This window comes from Sphingobium sp. EM0848, from assembly GCF_013375555.1.
GTDB lineage: Bacteria > Pseudomonadota > Alphaproteobacteria > Sphingomonadales > Sphingomonadaceae > Sphingobium.
On the sequence record NZ_JABXWB010000001.1, the window covers coordinates 1,284,972 to 1,303,114 of the forward strand.

Sequence of the window (18,143 nt, forward strand, 5' to 3'; positions counted from 1 at the left end):
GTCAAGCACATCATCTTCTTGGCGTTGGCAGGACTTTTCCTCTGGCAGGCTATCCGCGCTATTAGGAGAGGGATGCTTGCGCCCAACATGGAACCTACAAGATTTCATCGACCTAAGCAGTTCTGGGTGATTATCACCATGCAAACTGCCTTGGCGATTGGGTTAATATATTATCATTTGCCGCCTTTGATTGGCGCAGGAGGTGCGATGTGAAACTCGGCCGTCTCAATCATATCGGCGTCGCGACGCCTTCGCTGGAAGCCAGCATCGCTTATTATCGCGATGTCATGGGCGCGACGATCACGCACCAGCCTTTCGACCTGCCCGCGCAGGGCGTGAAGGTGTGCTTCGTCGACACGCCGGGCGAGAACGGCACCAACGGCACGCAGATCGAGTTGATCGAGCCTTTGGGTGAGAACAGCCCTATCCACGGCTTCATCGCCAAGAACCCGGCGGGCGGGCAGCATCATATGTGCTATGAAGTGCCCGACATTCACGAAGCCAAGACATGGTTCGAAGGGTTGGGCAAGAAGGTGCTCGGCGAGCCGCGTATCGGAGCGCATGGCACGCTGATTTTCTTCGTTCACCCCAAGGACATGAACGGGGTGCTGACGGAGATCATGGAAACGCCGAAAGAGGCGCATTAAACCCACCGTCATTCGTGTCGAACGACATCGAGACGCGAATAGCGTAACCACATCGTCTCACCGCTTGACGCGAGACGAACGGAGAGTGTGAAGTGACCGAGAAGCCGACGCTGGATCAGTGGGCGACCGCCGCCGCCAAGGAAGTGAAGGGCAAGGACCTGAACTGGGAGACCCCGGAAGGGATCACCGTCAAGCCGCTCTACACCGCTGAGGATGTGACCGTCGATCCGGGTCTTCCCGGCTTCGCGCCGTTCACGCGTGGCGTGCGCGCCTCCATGTATGCAGGCCGTCCCTGGACCATCCGGCAATATGCGGGCTTCTCGACCGCCGAGGAATCCAACGCCTTCTATCGCCGCAATCTGGCCGCGGGGCAGAAGGGCCTCAGCGTCGCTTTCGACCTTGCCACCCATCGCGGCTATGACAGCGACCATCCGCGCGTCGTCGGTGACGTCGGCAAGGCGGGCGTCGCGATCGACACGATCGAGGACATGAAGATCCTGTTCGACGGCATTCCGCTCGATCAGATGTCGGTTTCCATGACGATGAACGGCGCGGTGATCCCGATCCTGGCCTTCTTCATCGTCGCGGGCGAGGAGCAAGGGGTCGAGCGCAAGCTGTTGGACGGGACCATTCAGAATGACATTCTGAAGGAGTTCATGGTCCGCAACACCTATATCTACCCGCCCGAACCCTCGATGCGGATCATCTCGGACATTTTCGGCTATACCAGCCGCGAGATGCCCAAGTTCAACAGCATCTCCATCTCCGGCTATCATATGCAGGAAGCCGGCGCGACGCAGGTGCAGGAACTGGCCTTCACCATCGCGGACGGCGCGGAATATGTGCGCTATGGCGTGGCGAGCGGCCTCGACATCGACAAATTCGCCGGGCGCCTCAGCTTCTTTTTCGCCATCGGCATGAACTTCTTCATGGAGATCGCGAAGCTGCGCGCCGCCCGTGTGCTGTGGCATCGCGTCATGACGAAGCTTGGCGCGAAGGACGAGCGCTCCAAGATGCTGCGCACCCATTGCCAGACGTCGGGCGTGTCGCTGACTGAGCAGGACCCCTATAACAACGTCATGCGCACCACCATCGAAGCGATGGCGGCCATGCTGGGCGGCACGCAGTCGCTGCACACTAACGCGCTGGACGAGGCGATCGCGCTGCCGACCGACTTCTCCGCCCGCATCGCGCGCAACACCCAGATCGTCATCCAGGAAGAGACGGGCATGTGCAATGTCGTCGATCCGCTGGGCGGCAGCTATTATATCGAAGCGTTGACCCAGCAACTGGTCGACGCCGCGCAGGAGATCATCGACCGCGTGGAAGCTGAAGGCGGCATGGCGAAGGCCGTGGGCGCCGGTTGGCCCAAGGCGATGATCGAAACCGCCGCCGCTGCCCGTCAGGCGCGCGTCGACCGGGGCGAGGACGTGATCGTCGGCGTCAACAAATATCGTCTGGCGAACGAGGATCTGCTCGAAACGCTGGAAGTCGACAACACCAAGGTCCGCGAAGCGCAGATCGCTCGCATCAACAAGGTGAAGGCAGAGCGCGACGAGGCCAAGTGCCAGGCTGCGCTGGAAGCGCTGCGTCAGGGCGCTGCGGGTGCGCAGTCGATCGAAAACAACCTCCTTGCCCTTGCGGTGGAATGCGCCCGTGCACGCGCAACGCTGGGCGAGATTTCCTCCGCCATGGAGGACAGCTTCAACCGTTATGGCACGGTGCCGACGCCGGTGAAGGGCGTCTATGCCGAGCCTTATGCCCAGGACAGCCGCTGGAAACAGGTTCTTGACGGGGTGCAGGCCGTCGAGCGGCGCCTCGGTCGCAAGCCCAAACTGCTCGTCGCCAAGATGGGACAGGACGGCCATGACCGGGGCGCCAACGTGATCGCGTCCGCTTTCGGGGACATGGGGTTCGACGTCGTGTCGGGGCCGCTGTTCCAGACGCCGGAGGAAACCGTCGTGCTGGCGCTCGACAGCGGTGTGGACGTGGTGGGCGCATCGTCGCTGGCTGCTGGACACAAGACGCTGATCCCCGAACTCATCAGGCAGCTTCGGGAAAAGGGCCGCAACGACATCAAGGTGATCGCGGGCGGCGTCATTCCTCCGCAGGATTATGACTTCCTTCGTGACGCGGGCGTTCAGGGGATTTATGGACCCGGCTCCAACGTCGTGGAATGCGCCGCCGATGTGCTGCGCCTCCTCGGCCACAACATGCCCCCGGCGGGGCTGGAGGAAGCCGCTTGAACACCACTACCGCCCGCACCGACTGGACCCGCGACGAGATCGCCGCGCTATTCGACCTGCCCTTCAACGACCTGATGTTCGAAGCGCAGTCGATCCATCGCGCGAACTTCCCGCGTAATGAAGTGCAGCTTTCAACCCTGCTGTCGATCAAGACAGGCGGTTGCCCGGAAGATTGCGGCTATTGCAGCCAGTCGACCGAGGCGGAAAGCGGCCTGAAGGCGACCAAGCTGATGGACGTGCAGGCCGTGCTTCAGGCGGCGGCGCAGGCCAAGGACCATGGTTCGGGTCGTTTCTGCATGGGCGCGGCGTGGCGCAACCCCAAGGAACGGGACATGCCCAAGCTCATCGAAATGGTGAAGGGCGTGCGCCAGATGGGCATGGAAACCTGCATGACGCTGGGCATGCTGTCCGCCGATCAGGCGAAGCAGCTCGCGGATGCGGGCCTCGATTATTACAACCATAATATCGACACCTCGCCGGAAAATTACGCCAACGTCATCACCACCCGGACCTTCGAGGACCGGATCGAGACGCTGGAAAATGTGCGCGACGCGGGCATCAATGTGTGCTGCGGCGGGATCGTCGGCATGGGCGAGACGCGGTCGGATCGCATTGGCTTCCTGCATGCGCTGGGCACCATGCCGCATCCCGAAAGCGTGCCGATCAATGCGCTGGTGCCGGTGGCCGGGACCGTGCTGGGCGATATGCTGAAGGACACGCCGCTCGCCAAGATTGACGAGGTGGAGTTCGTCCGCACCGTGGCCGTGGCGCGCATCGTCATGCCGCAGTCGATGGTGCGGCTTTCCGCCGGCCGCGAGAGCATGAGCGAAGCCTGTCAGGCGCTCTGTTTCATGGCGGGCGCGAACAGCATCTTTACCGGCGACAAGCTGCTGACCGCAGCCAATGCCGGGGACGACAAGGATAGCGCGCTGCTTTCCAAGCTCGGGCTGACGCCGATGATGGCTCAGCCGCACGGGCATCTGGAAGCAGCGGAATAATTCAACGCACAGGTCGAAGGCCGCGCATCCCTTTCAGGGAGCTGGCCTTCGGCAACTCGCACCAAGCGGCGCGAGAGGAATAGGACTGGGGCAAGGACTCAAGATGGCAATCACCAAGATCCTGATCGCGAACCGTGGCGAAATTGCATGCCGTGTCATTCGCACCGCGCGGAAGATGGGCATCAAGACCGTGGCGGTCTATTCGGACGCGGATGCGCGTTCGCCTCACGTCCTGATGGCGGATGAGGCCGTGCATCTCGGCCCGCCGCCTGCCGCGCAATCCTATCTGCTCGCCGACAAGATCATTGAGGCGTGCAAAGCGACCGGCGCCGATGCGGTGCATCCGGGCTACGGCTTCCTGTCGGAGCGGGAGAGCTTCCGCAAGGCGCTGGACGAAGCGGGCATCATTTTCGTTGGCCCTCCCGCCAACGCAATCGCCGCCATGGGCGACAAGATCGAGTCCAAGAAGCTGGCCAAGGAAGCCGGCGTCAACGTTGTCCCCGGCTATGTCGGCGTGATCGAGGACACCGAACATGCCGTCCGCATTTCCAACGAGATCGGCTATCCGGTGATGATGAAAGCGTCGGCCGGCGGCGGCGGCAAGGGCATGCGCCTTGCCTATTCCGAGCAGGACGTCCGCGAGGGCTTCGAGGCGACCAAGCGCGAGGGCCTCAACAGCTTCGGCGACGACCGCGTGTTCATCGAGAAGTTCATCGAGAGCCCGCGCCACATCGAAATCCAGATATTGGGCGACCAGCACGGCAATATCCTTTACCTCAACGAGCGCGAATGCTCGATCCAGCGCCGCCACCAGAAGGTGGTCGAGGAAGCGCCGTCGCCCTTCGTCAGCCCGGAAATGCGCAAGAAGATGGGTGAGCAGTGCGTCGCCCTGGCGCGGGCAGTCGGCTATTTCAGCGCGGGCACGGTCGAACTGATCGTGTCGGGCGCGGACAAGACCGGCGACGGCTTCTACTTCCTGGAAATGAACACCCGCCTGCAGGTGGAGCATCCCGTCACCGAAGAGATCACCGGCCTCGATCTGGTCGAGCAGATGATCCGCGTCGCCAATGGCGAGGAACTGAGCTTCCGTCAGGAAGATGTGAAGATCAACGGCTGGTCGATCGAGAACCGCGTCTATGCCGAAGACCCCTATCGCGGCTTCCTGCCCTCGACGGGCCGTCTGATCCGCTACAATCCGCCTGAAGCCGTGGACGGCGTGCGCGTCGATGACGGCGTTGTCGAAGGCGGCGAAGTCAGCATGTTCTACGATCCGATGATCGCCAAGCTGATCACCTGGGCGCCGACCCGTCTGGAGGCCATCGACAAGCAGATCGCGGCGCTTGACCAGTTTGAGATCGAAGGTCCCGGTCACAATATCGATTTCGTCTCTGCTCTGATGCAGCATGAGCGCTTCCGTTCGGGCAACATCACCACGGGGTTCATTGCCGAGGAATATCCCGAAGGCTTCACTGGCGCCCCGGCTTCGGAAACGCTGCTCAAGCGGCTGTCTGCCATCGGTGCCTTCGCCGCCATGGCGCAGGCCGATCGTGCCCGCCGGATCGACGGACAGCTGGGCAAGAAGCTCAAGGCACCGACCGATTGGCAGGTCAAGATTGGCGACGCCATCCATGACGTCGTGATCAATGGCGATGACGTCAGTGTCGACGGCGAAGCGATCGACATCGCACTGGAATATACGCCTGGTGATCGACTGATCGAGGCGGAATTCGGTGAGGAGCTGTTGGCGGTGAAGATCGCGCCGGTGCGTTCCGGCTTCGTCCTGACCGCCCATGGCGCCAGCCACAAGCTGCGCATCCTGCCCGCCCATGCGGCAATTCATGCCAAGCATATGATCGAAAAGATCCCGCCGGATCTGTCGCGTTACCTGATCTGCCCGATGCCGGGCCTGCTGGTCGCACTGCACGTCAAGGAAGGCGACAAGGTCGAGATCGGCCAGCCGCTGGCCGTGATCGAGGCGATGAAGATGGAAAATATCCTGCGCGCTCAAAAGGCGGGTGTGGTGAAGAGCGTTTCCGCCGCGCAGGGCGAAAGCCTGCCGGTCGACGCGATCATCCTGGAAATGGAATAAGATCTCCGCCGGAGCATCAAAATGATGCGGCAAGGGAGAAGTGGAGCACGCGCCCTGCGTCTGTTTTGAAGCAGCGCGCTCCAGTTTCGAGCGGGTCGGGAAGGATAGAATTATCCGTCTCTCGACCCGCCTGAAACGAATGGATAGAGTGGCTTCATGCACCTCTCCCACGAGCCCGACGCCCCTCCCGCAGAGTTGATCGGCTTTGACGATTTCCTGAAAGTCGACATTCGGGTCGGCACGATCCTGACCGCCGAGCCCTATCCCGAAGCACGCAAGCCTGCCTATAAATTGCTGATCGATTTCGGTCCGGCGATCGGGAAGCGCAAATCGAGCGCACAAATCACAGAGAATTATTCAGTAAACGACCTGCCAGGGCGACAGGTCGCTGCGGTGATCAATTTTCCGCCGCGTCAAATCGGCAAGTTCCTTTCCGAAGTGCTGACATTGGGTTTTGCCGATGGTCAGGGAGCGGTGACACTGTTTTCGCCGGACAAGCCCGTGCCCAACGGTGCGCGCCTTTTCTAGCGACCTGAGGGGGCAGCAGGTCATGGCTGTCTTTCAATAATCTTCTTGCCGTCTTGATCGATGTTACATAGCTTTCCGAGAAAAGCCGAAAGAGGAGAGTATGATGCGCAAATTGATCGCTGAATTCCTCGGTACTGGATGGTTGGTTCTTGGAGGTTGTGGTTCGGCGGTATTGGCGGCCGCTTTCCCTGATCTTGGCATAGGCTTTGCGGGCGTGGCGCTGGCCTTTGGCTTGACGGTCGTCACCATGGCCTATGCCATCGGCCATGTTTCAGGCTGCCATCTCAATCCCGCCGTCTCTTTCGGGCTATGGGCTGGCGGCCGGTTCGCTCTCAACGAACTGCCCGGCTATGTCATCGCACAGACACTGGGCGCCGCTGCGGGCGCCGGCGTGCTTTACCTGATCGCCAGCGGCCATCCCGATTTCAGCCTGGCAGGCGGATTTGCGAGCAACGGCTTTGGCGAACATTCGCCGGGGGGCTATTCGCTGGGTGCCGCTTTCGTCTGCGAACTGGTCATGACCTTCGCCTTCCTGTTCGTCATCATGGGAGCGACGCATGGATCGGCACCCAAGGGCTTTGCTCCACTGGCCATCGGGCTGGCGCTGACCCTGATCCATCTGATCAGCATTCCGGTGACCAATACGTCGGTCAATCCGGCGCGTAGCACCGGGCCGGCGCTGTTCGTGGGTGGCTGGGCACTTCAGCAACTCTGGCTGTTCTGGGTCGCCCCCATTTTGGGTGGGGTCGTCGGCGGTATTTCTTATCGTCAACTTAGCCCCGATCAACCCGCCCCCATCGATATTGGGGGACAGTGAAACAGCCGCCCTTCCCGAAACGCAGGGCGGAAAAACGGGAGGCGTGATGTCTCGACGGTGACGTCGAGCAACGCTATCCGCATCGTATGACCGATTTTTCCGCACCGTTGCGTCTGCGTCTGGATGAAGACGCGCTGCTATCCAACTGGCACTGGCTGAAGGGGAGGGGTGGTGCTCCGGCCTGTGGCGCCGCGGTGAAAGCCAATGGCTATGGGCTGGGCGCGGCAGAGGTGATGCGACGCCTGCTAAAAGCGGGCTGCCGGGACTTTTTCGTGTCCAACTGGGCAGAAGCGATGGCTTTGGAGTCATTGCTGGCTGAGGGCGTTTCGCTGTCGGTGCTCCATGGCGTGCGGGAAGAGGATATGGCGGTCGCGCTGGCTTCGCGCGCTCGGCCCGTCCTGTGCACGGAAAAGCAGATCGCGCGGTGGAAGGCAGCCGATGGCGGTCCATGCGACGTGATGGTCGACACGGGCATGAACCGGCTGGGTCTTGACTGGCGGGGCGATGTCGCGGGGCAGATAGCGGGGCTGACCATCGTGACATTGCTCAGCCATCTGGTGTCGGCCGATGAGGACACGCCGCTCAGTCAGGACCAGCTAGAGCGGTTCATCCGCGTGCGGGGGAGCGTGACGGCGGCGCGATACAGCCTGGCGAACAGCGCAGGCATCTGTCTTGGAACGGCCTACGGCTTTGACATGACCCGGCCTGGCCTTGCCCTTTATGGCGGCGTTCCGCGCGGCGAAGCGGTAGGGCATATCCGGCAGGTCGTCTTTCCCGAAACACAAGTGTTGCAGCGGCGGCGTGTCCGGGCGGGCGATGCGATCGGCTATAATGCCACCCATGTCGCGGCGGCCGACATGGAGATCGCGGTGCTGAATTTGGGCTATGCCGATGGCTATTTGCGGGGTTTTTCCGGGCGCGGATCGATGTGGGCAGGGCAGGTGCACCTGCCGGTGGTGGGGCGTGTGTCGATGGATCTGACGGCGGTGGATGTCTCCACGCTGCCTGATGTGGCAGAGGGGGATTGGCTGGCCGTTGACTATGCTCTGGATGAAGCCGCCGCGATTTCCGGGCTGTCGCAATATGAGTTGCTGACAGGTCTTGGCGCACGGTTCGACCGGCTCTGGGACTGAGCCAAAGAAAAGGGCCACCGATCCTTCCGGGATCGACGGCCCTTCTGTCAGTTCAGTTTCCGCTTAACGTTCGATGCACATGGCGACGCCCATGCCACCGCCGACGCACAGCGTAGCAAGGCCCTTCTTGGCGTCGCGCTTCTGCATTTCGTAGATCAGCGTGGTCAACACACGGGCGCCCGAAGCGCCAACCGGGTGACCGATGGCGATGGCGCCGCCGTTCACATTGACCTTGGCCGGGTCCCAACCCAGTTCCTGACCAACCGCCAGAGCCTGTGCGGCGAAGGCTTCATTGGCTTCGATGAGGTCCAGGTCGGCCAGCGACCAGCCGGCCTTGGCCAGCGCATTGCGGGTCGCGGGAGCCGGTCCAATGCCCATGATCGCCGGATCGACGCCGCAGGTCGCGAAACTGGCGATGCGCGCCAGAACCGGGGCATTGCGCTTGGCGGCGTCCTCGGCGCTCATCACGACCAGCGCGGCTGCGCCGTCATTGATGCCGCTGGCGTTGCCGGCGGTCACGGTGCCGTCCTTCTTGAAGGCGGGGCGCAGGCTCTGCATGGCTTCGATCGTCGCGCCGGCGCGGATATATTCGTCGGCATCGACGATGGTGTCACCCTTGCGGCCCTTGATCGTCACGGGAACGATCTCGTCCTTGAAGCGGCCGGCGGCGCGAGCGGCTTCAGCCTTGTTCTGGCTGGCGACGGCGAATTCGTCCTGCGCTTCGCGGCTGATCTGGTACTTCTCGGCCAGATTTTCGGCGGTGATGCCCATGTGATAATTGTGGAACGCGTCGGTCAGGCCGTCATGCGTCATCGTGTCGATGAACGAGATCGGACCCATTTTCGCACCGGCGCGCAGATATTGTGCATGGGGCGCAAGCGACATGCTTTCCTGTCCACCCGCGACCATGATGCGCGCGTCGCCCGCCTTGATCGCCTGTGCCGCGAGCGCGACCGCGCGCAGACCCGATCCGCAAAGCTGGTTGAGGCCGATGGCGGTGCGCTCGACCGGGATGCCGGCGTTGACGGCGGCCTGACGGGCGGGGTTCTGCCCCTGCGCCGCGGTCAGGATCTGGCCGAGGATGACTTCATCCACTTCCTCCGGCGCGACGCCGGCCTGAGCGAGAGCGGCGATGATCGCGGTACGTCCCAGTTCGTGTGCGGGAGTCGAGCCGAATACGCCCATGAAGCTGCCGACCGCGGTACGCTTGGCGGCGGTGATGACGATGTCTGACAAAGCCTTGATCCTCGATTCCGGGGGTGATTGTTTTCGCGGCCGCACATATCATCATCCGCCGTGCCTGCAAAGCCATTGGGACAGGGGGCCCCACAGGTACTGTCGGGCGCTGCCGCCGACGATCATGCCGACATGGCCGAGCGCCAGCGTCTCCTGTTCCGCCATTTCAGGCGCAGCTTCGGCGGGAACGATGCGGTCCCGCGCGGAACGGATTGAAAGCGTGGGACAAGTCAGCTCGGCAGGATCGATCCGCTTGCCGTTGATGCGCCACCGACCAAGGCCACTCGCATTCGCAGCATAAAATTTTTCGAACAGATCAAGACCCGCGCCATAGGTGAGCGGCGGGCCGCCATTGGCCCAATCCTCCACCGCCAGAAAGGCATGTTCCTCATCCGAACCCGTCATCGTTTCGGCGAAAGCGGCATATTTTCGGATGGTCCGTGCCGGATCCATCGCCCAGAAACCGGATTGCAGCACCTCCATGGGGACATATCCCAGACGCTCGCACATGGGTTTCGCGCCCTGCCATAGCGCCGAGATCTGTTCACGGTCGGCCTGTGGAATGCCATCGAAATCCCAGGGCGCGGCGATGGTCGCTACGGCTCGGGTTTCCATCGATGCTGCAGCGCCGATCACCAGATTTCCGCCCAGACAATATCCGACCAGGATCGGCGGCCGGGGCAGGGATTGCAGCATGGGAAGCAGCTTTGCGAACACATGGCCATCAAGGCCCAGGCCACCTTCGCCCTCAAGCGGGGCGCCCCAGTCGACCAGATAGGCGTCATGTCCTGCTGCACTCATATGGCGCAGCATGGAGCGGCTGGACGAGAGGTCCAGCACCAGCGGCGGGTTGATGAGGGAAGGCACGAAAACCACCGGCGCGCGGCCATTATCCGTCCCATAGCGGAGCAGTCTGGCATTGCCCGCGGATGCGAAAGGCGGCGGCGCATGCGGGGGAGAAGGGCGCCTAGCCTCTTGATATTTACGCAAACCTTGGAAAGCGCGCTTTCGCAGTTCGGGATCATCCTGCGTTTCCCGCCATAAAATATTGAGAAAAAGGGGTAATGGCCGCGGGCCATGTTGCGACGCGGCATTGGGCTGTGCTAATGCGGAAAATGCAGGTGTGGGAGAGGTATCCATGGCCAAATCTAAGACCGCGAACGAATCAGAGCCGGTCGTCATCAAGAAGTACGCTAACAGGCGGCTCTATAACACAGAAACGTCGAGCTACATCACGCTGGATCTTTTGTCGCAGATGACTCGTGAGGGGCGCGAGTTCGTCGTCGTCGACGCAAAGACCGGAGAGGACATCACGCACAATGTCCTGACGCAAATCATCATGGAGGAAGAGCAGCGCGGCAAGAACATGCTGCCCGTCAACTTCCTGCGCCAGCTGATCGCCATGTACGGCGATTCCATGCAGTCCATGGTGCCGCAATATCTGGAAGCGTCGATGGAGGCGTTCCGCAAGAACCAGCAGCAGTTTCAGGAAGCGATGAAGGGCGCTTTCGGCGGCGGCCCTCTGGCCGAAATCGCCAAGCGCAACATGCAGATGTTCGAGGCGGCGGCGAGCGCCTTTGGCACGGGAATGCCCGGGATGCCGGGAATGCCGACGCCTGCGCCGTCGCCGGCTCCATCGTCCGCTTCGGAAGAGGCCAAGGATGATGAAATTGCCGAACTGAAGGCGCAACTTGCCGCGCTCAATGCCAAGATAGACAAGCTGACTTAAGCCTTCGGGGTCGACATGGACGGCGCGCTTGGCTTATGGCGCGCCATCCACTCGAAAACAAGGTCGATCCGAAGTGAAGCACGCCCTTTCCGTTACCCGCGAACAGGATTTCGCCGCCTGGTATCAGGCCGTCATTTCCGAAGCCGATATGGCCGAGGAAAGCGGTGTGCGCGGCTGCATGGTCATCCGGCCATGGGGCTATGGCATCTGGGAACGGATGCAAAAGCTGCTGGACGAACGCATCAAAGCGACCGGCCACGAAAATTGCTATTTCCCGCTGTTCATTCCCTTGAGCTATTTCGAGAAGGAAGCCGAGCATGTCGACGGCTTTGCCAAGGAAATGGCGGTCGTCACCCATCACCGCCTGATCCAGAAGGATGGCAAGCTGGTCCCCGATCCCGAGGCCAAGCTGGAAGAGCCGCTGGTGGTTCGCCCGACTTCGGAGACGGTGATCGGCGCGGCCTTCTCGCGCTGGGTGCAGAGCTGGCGCGATCTGCCGGTGCTGATCAATCAGTGGGCCAACGTCGTCCGCTGGGAAATGCGCACGCGCATGTTCCTGCGCACCGCCGAATTTCTCTGGCAGGAAGGGCACACGGCTCACGCCAGCGTCGATGAGGCGATGGAAGAGACGATGAAGATGCTCGAAGTCTATCGCGAGTTCGCGGAGGAGTGCGTGGCGCTTCCGGTCATCGCGGGCGAGAAGCCGGAAAATGAGCGCTTCCCCGGTGCCGTCGCAACCTATTCCATCGAGGCGATGATGCAGGATGGCAAGGCTTTGCAGGCAGGGACATCGCACTTCCTGGGCACGACCTTCTCTCAGGCGCAGAACATCAAGTTCCAGAATGCAGAGGGACAGCAGGAGCTGGCTCAGACGACCAGCTGGGGTGTTTCGACGCGCATGATCGGCGGGCTGATCATGGTGCATGGTGATGATGACGGCCTGCGCGTGCCGCCGCGCATGGCGCCCTATCAGGTCATCGTGGTGCCGATGCTGCGCGATACCGAAGAGGATGCCGCGATCCTCGCCTATTGCGGTGATCTGGTGACGGAATTGAACAAGCTGGACGTGTTCCGCGAGCCGGTGCGTGCGTTGCTCGATCGCCGTCCGGCCAAGGCCGCCAACAAACGCTGGGGGTGGGTCAAGAAGGGCGCGCCGATCGTGATCGAGGTCGGCGGGCGCGATGTGGCGGGCGGCAACGTGTCCGTCATTCGTCGTGACCGGCTCTATCGCGAGGACGGCAAGCTCGACAGCCAGATTGTCGCCAAGGGCGATTTCCTGGGTGCGGCGACGGGAATGTTGGAGGATATCCAGCAGGCCTTGTTCGCGGACGCGCAGGCACGGTTGCACGGCAATATCGACAAGTCGATTACGTCGCTCGACGCACTCAAGGCTTATTTCAACGCGAGCAAGAAGCCCGGCTGGGCGCTGGTGCAGTGGTCCAAGCCGACCGGCGCGGCGCTGGACAAGGTGGTCGAGTGGCTGAAGGGCGAAAAGCTGACGCTGCGCAATGTGCCGACGGATGCGGAAGCGGCTGACGGTGCGTGCATCTTCACTGGCGAGAAAGCGGTGGAGCGCGTGCTGGTCGGGCGGAGCTACTGACTTTTTGAGGCGTGCCGTGTTCCTGCGAATGCAGGAGCACGGGAAGGTGATGTGGAAGGGCAGCCCAATGGGGCTGCCCTTTGCATTTACAGTACGTACTTGCTCAGGTCCGTGTTGCGCGCGACCACGGCCAACTGCTTTTCGACATAGGCTGCATCGACAATCAGCGTTTCGCCCTGACGATCCTCAGCCTCGAAGCTCACATCCTCCAGCAGCTTTTCCATCACCGTCTGGAGGCGGCGGGCGCCGATATTCTCAACCTCGCTGTTCACCTCGGCCGCAATCTTGGCCACCGCGCGGATGCCGTCGGGGGTCAGGTCGATGGTCACACCCTCGGTCGCCAACAGCGCGCGGTACTGCGCGACGAGGCTCGCCTTGGTGTCTGAGAGGATCGACACGAAATCATCCTCAGTCAGTGCCTTCAGTTCCACCCGGATCGGCAGTCGGCCCTGCAATTCCGGCAGCAGATCGCTGGGTTTCGCCACATGGAAAGCACCCGAAGCGATGAACAGGATATGGTCCGTCTTGAGCGGGCCATATTTGGTCGAAACCGTAGTCCCTTCAATCAGCGGCAGCAGGTCGCGCTGCACGCCTTCGCGGCTGACCGATCCGCCGCGTACGTCGCTGACCGCGATCTTGTCGATCTCGTCGATGAAGACGATGCCGTTCTGTTCCGCGCTGGAGATGGCGACACGGGCGACATCATCCTGATCGAGCCTCTTGTCCTGCTCTTCCTCGACCAGCTTGTCCCAGGCGTCGGCGACACGCAGCTTGCGGCGCTTCTTCTGTTGCTGACCAAAGGCTTTGGACATCATGTCGCTGAGGTTGATCATGCCGATCTGACCACCCATGCCGGGAATTTCCATCGGCATGGAGGGGCTGTCGGTGACTTCCACCTCAACCTCAACCTCATTCATCTGGTTGTTCTCGATCCGCTGGCGGAAGGAGAGGCGGGTGGCTTCGCTCGCTTCCTTGCCGGTGAGCGCGTCGAGCAGGCGGGCCATGGCGGCTTCGGAGGCGGCTTCCCGCACAGCCTCGCGGCGGCGGTCGCGTTCCAGGCGCACGGCTTCCTCGACCAGATCGCGGACGATCTGCTCCACGTCGCGGCCGACATAGCCGACCTCGGTGAACTTGGTCGCTTCCACCTTCACAAAGGGGGCATCGGCCAGCTTGGCGAGGCGGCGGCTGATCTCCGTCTTGCCGCAACCCGTGGGGCCAATCATCAGGATGTTCTTGGGCGTCACCTCATCGCGCAGGTCGGCGGAGAGGCGCTGGCGGCGCCAGCGGTTGCGCAATGCCACCGCGACGGCGCGCTTGGCGTCGGCCTGGCCGATGATGTGCGCGTCCAGCGCGGAAACAATGGCTTTGGGGGTCAGGTTATCGTTCATGATATTCCGCAAATTCCGTGAAAAGGCTCAGTTCACGCTTTCCAGCTCTTCGACGACGAGCTGGTCGTTGGTGTAGACGCAGATATCCGCCGCCACAGCCATCGCCTTGCGGGCGAGCGTTTCGGCATCCTCCTCATATTCCATCAGCGCCCGGGCGGCGGCGAGGGCGAAATTGCCGCCCGAACCGATGGCGGCGACTCCGCCCAGCGGCTCCAGCACATCGCCATTGCCGGTCAGGATCAACGTCACTTCCTTGTCCGCGACGATCATCATCGCTTCGAGGTTGCGCAGATATTTGTCCGTCCGCCAGTCCTTGGCGAGTTCGACGGCGGCGCGCATAAGCTGGCCATTGTGGCGTTCCAGCTTGGCCTCCAGCCGTTCGAACAGAGTGAAAGCGTCTGCGGTCGCCCCGGCGAAACCGCCGATGACCGATCCGTCATGGAGACGGCGAACCTTGCGGGCATTGGGCTTCATCACCGTCTGACCCATGGAAACCTGGCCGTCACCGGCCACGATCACCTTTCCGTTTTTGCGTACCGACATGATGGTGGTGCCATGCCAGACCGGCATGGAGCTGGAGCGTTGGTCGTTCATGGCCCGGCATATGGGAGCGATGGCGACTGCGTGCAAGCGCCCTCAATAGAAGCGCCCAATCGTGTCATTTTCTGGACAGATTTATTTCAATCCGTTCAGGAATCAACCTGGCTCAATTGACATTGTGCAATGCAACAATAATTATTGCCGACATGTTGCAGAGAGGAAACCTCATGTCCCTCAAGGCCAGGGCGCAGGAAAAAGTCGAACGCGCTGGAATATCCAACTATTCCTTCGACCAGGACGTACTGGTGATGTGCGGCGTGCGCTATACTATTGCGGCCTGCGATTGTGGCGAACCAGATTGCGACGGTGTGCGCCTGGAAAAAGATGCGGCCGTCGCCAGCCGCATCCTTCAATAAAGGCGATCCTGCCGGATCAGTGAATGACCCGTTCGCCAGCGCTGCCGACGGATTCGATATCCCGGCCTGCGCCCTTCACCGTGTTGCAGGCGGCGAGCGAGGAAAGAAGCAGCCCTGCGATGACAAGGGCGACGGTTTGACGCATTGGATATGCACTCCTTTTGATAGCGTTCCGATTATAACGCCCAGAGCGCGAATAAGTCCATTTTGTCAAATTGCGTTGTTTGAAGCGCTTGACAGGCGGCGCGGCGGATGCCAATGGCCGCCTCCTCCTTACAGGGGGCGCGTAGCTCAGCGGTAGAGCACACCCTTCACACGGGTGGGGTCACAGGTTCAATCCCTGTCGCGCCCACCATGACTTACCCAGTCATGGCCAGAGAAATATTATTTCCCAACATTGATCTTTTCGTCCGCGTCGCGCTAATTCTTGGCGCATGTCGCGCGGCGCTTCCATGCGCTGCGAGCAAGCAAGGGAAGATCATGTCGCCATATTGGAAATGCGGTGCGGCCTTGGGCGCGCTGCTGCTGAGCGTTTCCGCTCAAGCCCAAAACAAGCCAGCACCACAAAAGCTTACATTGGAACGGGTTTTTGCCAGCCCCGACCTGTCAGGGCCGCAACCGCGTGCGCTGAAGCTCTCACCCGATGGGAAGCTGGTGACGTTGCTGAAGCCCCGCACGGATGAGAAGGAGCGACTGGACCTTTGGGCGGTCGACACCTCGACCGGCGCGGAACGGATGCTGGTCGATTCGAAGAAGACCGGCAGCGGTGCGGAACTTTCCGAAGCGGAGAAGATGCAGCGGGAGCGCGACCGTTCGGTGGCCGGCAACACCGGCATCGTCAGCTATGACTGGGCGCCGGATGGGAAGTCGATCCTCGTGCCCGTCGATGGCGATCTCTATCTGGCCGCGCTGGACGGCAAGGTCAGGCGCCTCACCGATACGCCGGATGGAGAATTGAACGGCGTGGTCAGTCCCAGGGGCGGCTATGTGTCCTTCGTGCGCGGCGGCAATTTCTTCGTGCAGCCTATGGGCGGCACGGAGAAGCAACTGACGCAGGGCGCCAGCGATACGCTAAACTGGGGTGTGGCGGAGTTCGTCGCGCAGGAGGAAATGGACCGGCGCACCGGCTATTGGTGGTCGCCCGATGACAAGCTGATCGCGGTCGCTCGCGTCGATGAAAGCCCGGTGGGCGTCGTCACCCGCACGGCCATCGGCGGAGAGGGCACGAAGGTCTATGAGCAGCGCTATCCCGCTGCCGGCAAGCCCAATGCGCTGGTCGACCTCTATGTGATGAAGCCTGAAGGTGGATCGCAGGTCAAAGTCGATCTGGGGCCGGAGAAGGACATCTACCTCGCCCGCGTCGACTGGTCGAAAGACGGCAAGACCCTCTACGTCCAGCGTGAGAGCCGGGACCAGAAGACGCTCGACCTACTCGCCGTCGATCCCGCGACGGGCAAGGCCAGGGTGATCCTGACCGAAAAGGCGAAGAGCTGGATTAACCTCAGCAACAATTTCCATCCGCTCAAGGACGGCAGCTTCCTTTGGTGGTCGGAAAAGACCGGCCATGGGCATCTCTATCATGTGCGAGGCGGCAAATGGACAGCTCTCACCAGCGGCGATTGGGAAGTGCGCGATGTCGTCGGCGTGGATGAGGGTGTTAACGGGGGTAGGGGCCTCGTCTATTTCACTGGCAACAAGGAAACGCCGCTGGAGCAGCAGCTTTACGTCGCGTCGCTCGCCAAGGCGGGGCCGCTCAAGCAGTTGACCTCGACCGGCTGGTGGAATGACGCGGTGATGGACGGTGCGGCCAGTCGCATCGTCGTCGCGCGCAGCAATACGGATCAGCCTAAGCAGGTCTATTTGGCCGACAGCGCGGGCAAGCAGATGCAATGGCTGTCGGAGAACGCGATTCTGGGCGACCATCCCTACGCGCCCTATCTCGCCAGCCATGCGAAGACCAAGTTCGGCACCATCAAGGCGGCGGATGGATCAACACTCTACACGCGCATCATGACGCCGCCGCTGGAGGCCGGGAAGCGCTATCCCGTCTTCATGCTGCATTATGGCGGGCCAGGCAGCGGGCGGCAGGTCACGAACTCATGGGGTTCGCCTATCTACCAATATCTGGTGGACAAGGGCTGGATCGTCTTTGTCGTCGACAATCGCGGCACGCCCGATCGCGGCAAGGCGTTTGAGGACCAGATCTACCATGCCATGGGCACGGTCGAGGTCGAGGATCAGCTTGCGGGCGTGCACTGGCTCAAGACCCAGCCCTATGTCGATCCCCAGCGGATTGCGACCTATGGCTGGTCCTATGGCGGCTATATGTCGCTGAAGCTGCTGGAGAAGGCGCCGGGCGTGTTTTCGGCGGCGGTTTCGGGCGCGCCGGTCACGAAATGGGAACTGTATGACACCCATTATACCGAGCGCTATCTGGGCCAACCGCAGGAAAAGCCAAGCGCCTATCCCGGTTCCGGCGCGGTGGATGAGGCCGTGAAGATCAAGGACCCGCTGCTGCTGATCCACGGCATGTCGGACGACAATGTGGTGTTCGACAATTCGACCGCGCTGATCGCGAAGATGCAGGGCGCCGCCGTGCCGTTCGAGATGATGGTTTATCCGGGGCAAACCCATCGCGTCGGCGGTCCGGGCATCAGCGTGCACCTGTGGCACACGATCGAGGATTTTCTGGCACGTCACGGCACAGCGCCGGAAACGCCCGCAAAATAAGGCGCAAGGACGTTGCCGTGGACGCGAACCCGCGGCAACGTCCAGC

Annotated in this window: 16 protein-coding genes and 1 tRNA gene; 12 read left to right on the top strand and 5 right to left on the bottom strand. The window is 61.8% G+C overall.

What is annotated here, in order from left to right; all coding sequences use genetic code 11:
* Positions 1–209: 209 nt before the first annotated feature.
* The 7 genes from mce to alr all read left to right on the top strand — a co-directional run bounded on the left by mce (position 210) and on the right by alr (position 8,458).
* Positions 210–647, top strand: a complete 438-nt coding sequence (gene mce, locus HUK73_RS06080) for a methylmalonyl-CoA epimerase (RefSeq protein ID WP_176591096.1) — start codon at positions 210–212, stop codon at positions 645–647.
* Positions 648–739: 92 nt separating this feature from the next.
* Positions 740–2,893 carry a methylmalonyl-CoA mutase gene (gene scpA, locus HUK73_RS06085; RefSeq protein WP_176591097.1) on the top strand — a complete coding sequence of 718 codons (2,154 nt, stop codon included), beginning with the start codon at positions 740–742 and terminating at the stop codon, positions 2,891–2,893.
* Positions 2,890–3,891, top strand: a complete 1,002-nt coding sequence (gene bioB / locus HUK73_RS06090) for a biotin synthase BioB (RefSeq protein ID WP_176591098.1) — start codon at positions 2,890–2,892, stop codon at positions 3,889–3,891. The genes scpA and bioB overlap by 4 nt, the downstream gene beginning before the upstream one ends.
* A 103-nt stretch (positions 3,892–3,994) precedes the next feature.
* Positions 3,995–5,980, top strand: a complete 1,986-nt coding sequence (locus tag HUK73_RS06095; protein WP_176591099.1) for an acetyl/propionyl/methylcrotonyl-CoA carboxylase subunit alpha — start codon at positions 3,995–3,997, stop codon at positions 5,978–5,980.
* Between the two features lie 156 nt (positions 5,981–6,136).
* Positions 6,137–6,508, top strand: coding sequence for a tRNA-binding protein (locus tag HUK73_RS06100; protein WP_176591100.1), 372 nt, complete (start codon positions 6,137–6,139; stop codon positions 6,506–6,508).
* A gap of 100 nt (positions 6,509–6,608) precedes the next feature.
* On the top strand, positions 6,609–7,325 hold the full coding sequence (gene aqpZ / locus HUK73_RS06105; protein WP_218036429.1) for an aquaporin Z: 717 nt from the start codon (positions 6,609–6,611) through the stop codon (positions 7,323–7,325).
* Between the two features lie 86 nt (positions 7,326–7,411).
* Positions 7,412–8,458 (top strand): alanine racemase, encoded by a 1,047-nt coding sequence (gene alr, locus HUK73_RS06110; RefSeq protein WP_176591101.1) that lies wholly within the window; start codon positions 7,412–7,414, stop codon positions 8,456–8,458.
* A 63-nt stretch (positions 8,459–8,521) separates the two neighbouring features.
* Here alr and HUK73_RS06115 read toward each other — a convergent pair whose 3' ends face one another.
* Together HUK73_RS06115 and HUK73_RS06120 are read right to left on the bottom strand one after the other, a co-directional pair.
* Positions 8,522–9,694 carry an acetyl-CoA C-acetyltransferase gene (locus tag HUK73_RS06115; RefSeq protein ID WP_176591102.1) on the bottom strand — a complete coding sequence of 391 codons (1,173 nt, stop codon included), beginning with the start codon at positions 9,692–9,694 and terminating at the stop codon, positions 8,522–8,524.
* Positions 9,695–9,745: 51 nt separating this feature from the next.
* The gene (locus HUK73_RS06120) at positions 9,746–10,834 is read right to left on the bottom strand and encodes an alpha/beta hydrolase (protein ID WP_176591103.1); all 1,089 of its coding nucleotides are present in this window, start codon (positions 10,832–10,834) and stop codon (positions 9,746–9,748) included.
* On the opposite strand from HUK73_RS06120, the gene phaR reads away from it, so the two are divergent.
* Entirely contained in the window at positions 10,833–11,423 is a 591-nt protein-coding gene (phaR, locus tag HUK73_RS06125) for a polyhydroxyalkanoate synthesis repressor PhaR (RefSeq protein ID WP_176591104.1), read from the top strand. The genes HUK73_RS06120 and phaR overlap by 2 nt on opposite strands.
* 73 nt (positions 11,424–11,496) lie before the next feature.
* Entirely contained in the window at positions 11,497–13,023 is a 1,527-nt protein-coding gene (proS, locus tag HUK73_RS06130) for a proline--tRNA ligase (RefSeq protein ID WP_176591105.1), read from the top strand.
* Positions 13,024–13,109: 86 nt separating this feature from the next.
* On the opposite strand, the gene hslU is transcribed toward proS, so the two are convergent.
* Both hslU and hslV read right to left on the bottom strand, forming a co-directional pair.
* Complete coding sequence (gene hslU, locus HUK73_RS06135; protein WP_176591106.1) at positions 13,110–14,411, bottom strand: ATP-dependent protease ATPase subunit HslU; 1,302 nt, start codon at positions 14,409–14,411, stop codon at positions 13,110–13,112.
* Between the two features lie 27 nt (positions 14,412–14,438).
* Complete coding sequence (hslV, locus tag HUK73_RS06140) at positions 14,439–15,005, bottom strand: ATP-dependent protease subunit HslV (protein ID WP_304413751.1); 567 nt, start codon at positions 15,003–15,005, stop codon at positions 14,439–14,441.
* Between the two features lie 173 nt (positions 15,006–15,178).
* Between hslV and HUK73_RS06145 the strand changes: the two genes are divergently transcribed.
* On the top strand, positions 15,179–15,367 hold the full coding sequence (locus HUK73_RS06145; protein ID WP_176591107.1) for a hypothetical protein: 189 nt from the start codon (positions 15,179–15,181) through the stop codon (positions 15,365–15,367).
* Positions 15,368–15,383: 16 nt separating this feature from the next.
* Here HUK73_RS06145 and HUK73_RS06150 read toward each other — a convergent pair whose 3' ends face one another.
* Positions 15,384–15,512 carry an entericidin A/B family lipoprotein gene (locus HUK73_RS06150; RefSeq protein WP_176591108.1) on the bottom strand — a complete coding sequence of 43 codons (129 nt, stop codon included), beginning with the start codon at positions 15,510–15,512 and terminating at the stop codon, positions 15,384–15,386.
* 135 nt (positions 15,513–15,647) lie between these two features.
* Here HUK73_RS06150 and HUK73_RS06155 point away from each other — a divergent pair.
* A tRNA-Val gene (locus HUK73_RS06155) sits at positions 15,648–15,722 on the top strand.
* A 125-nt stretch (positions 15,723–15,847) separates the two neighbouring features.
* Positions 15,848–18,097, top strand: coding sequence for a S9 family peptidase (locus HUK73_RS06160; protein ID WP_176591109.1), 2,250 nt, complete (start codon positions 15,848–15,850; stop codon positions 18,095–18,097).
* Positions 18,098–18,143 lie beyond the last annotated feature (46 nt).

Excerpts from the sequence above, each read along its gene's own strand:
- alr (WP_176591101.1), top strand. The coding sequence starts at position 7,412 with ATGACCGATTTTTCCGCACCGTTGCGTCTGCGTCTGGATGAAGACGCG.
- hslV (WP_304413751.1), bottom strand. The coding sequence starts at position 15,005 with ATGAACGACCAACGCTCCAGCTCCATGCCGGTCTGGCATGGCACCACC.
- HUK73_RS06120 (WP_176591103.1), bottom strand. The coding sequence starts at position 10,834 with ATGGATACCTCTCCCACACCTGCATTTTCCGCATTAGCACAGCCCAAT.
- HUK73_RS06150 (WP_176591108.1), bottom strand. The coding sequence starts at position 15,512 with ATGCGTCAAACCGTCGCCCTTGTCATCGCAGGGCTGCTTCTTTCCTCG.
- HUK73_RS06145 (WP_176591107.1), top strand. The coding sequence starts at position 15,179 with ATGTCCCTCAAGGCCAGGGCGCAGGAAAAAGTCGAACGCGCTGGAATA.
- HUK73_RS06095 (WP_176591099.1), top strand. The coding sequence starts at position 3,995 with ATGGCAATCACCAAGATCCTGATCGCGAACCGTGGCGAAATTGCATGC.
- HUK73_RS06100 (WP_176591100.1), top strand. The coding sequence starts at position 6,137 with ATGCACCTCTCCCACGAGCCCGACGCCCCTCCCGCAGAGTTGATCGGC.
- phaR (WP_176591104.1), top strand. The coding sequence starts at position 10,833 with ATGGCCAAATCTAAGACCGCGAACGAATCAGAGCCGGTCGTCATCAAG.
- HUK73_RS06160 (WP_176591109.1), top strand. The coding sequence starts at position 15,848 with ATGTCGCCATATTGGAAATGCGGTGCGGCCTTGGGCGCGCTGCTGCTG.
- aqpZ (WP_218036429.1), top strand. The coding sequence starts at position 6,609 with ATGATGCGCAAATTGATCGCTGAATTCCTCGGTACTGGATGGTTGGTT.
- hslU (WP_176591106.1), bottom strand. The coding sequence starts at position 14,411 with ATGAACGATAACCTGACCCCCAAAGCCATTGTTTCCGCGCTGGACGCG.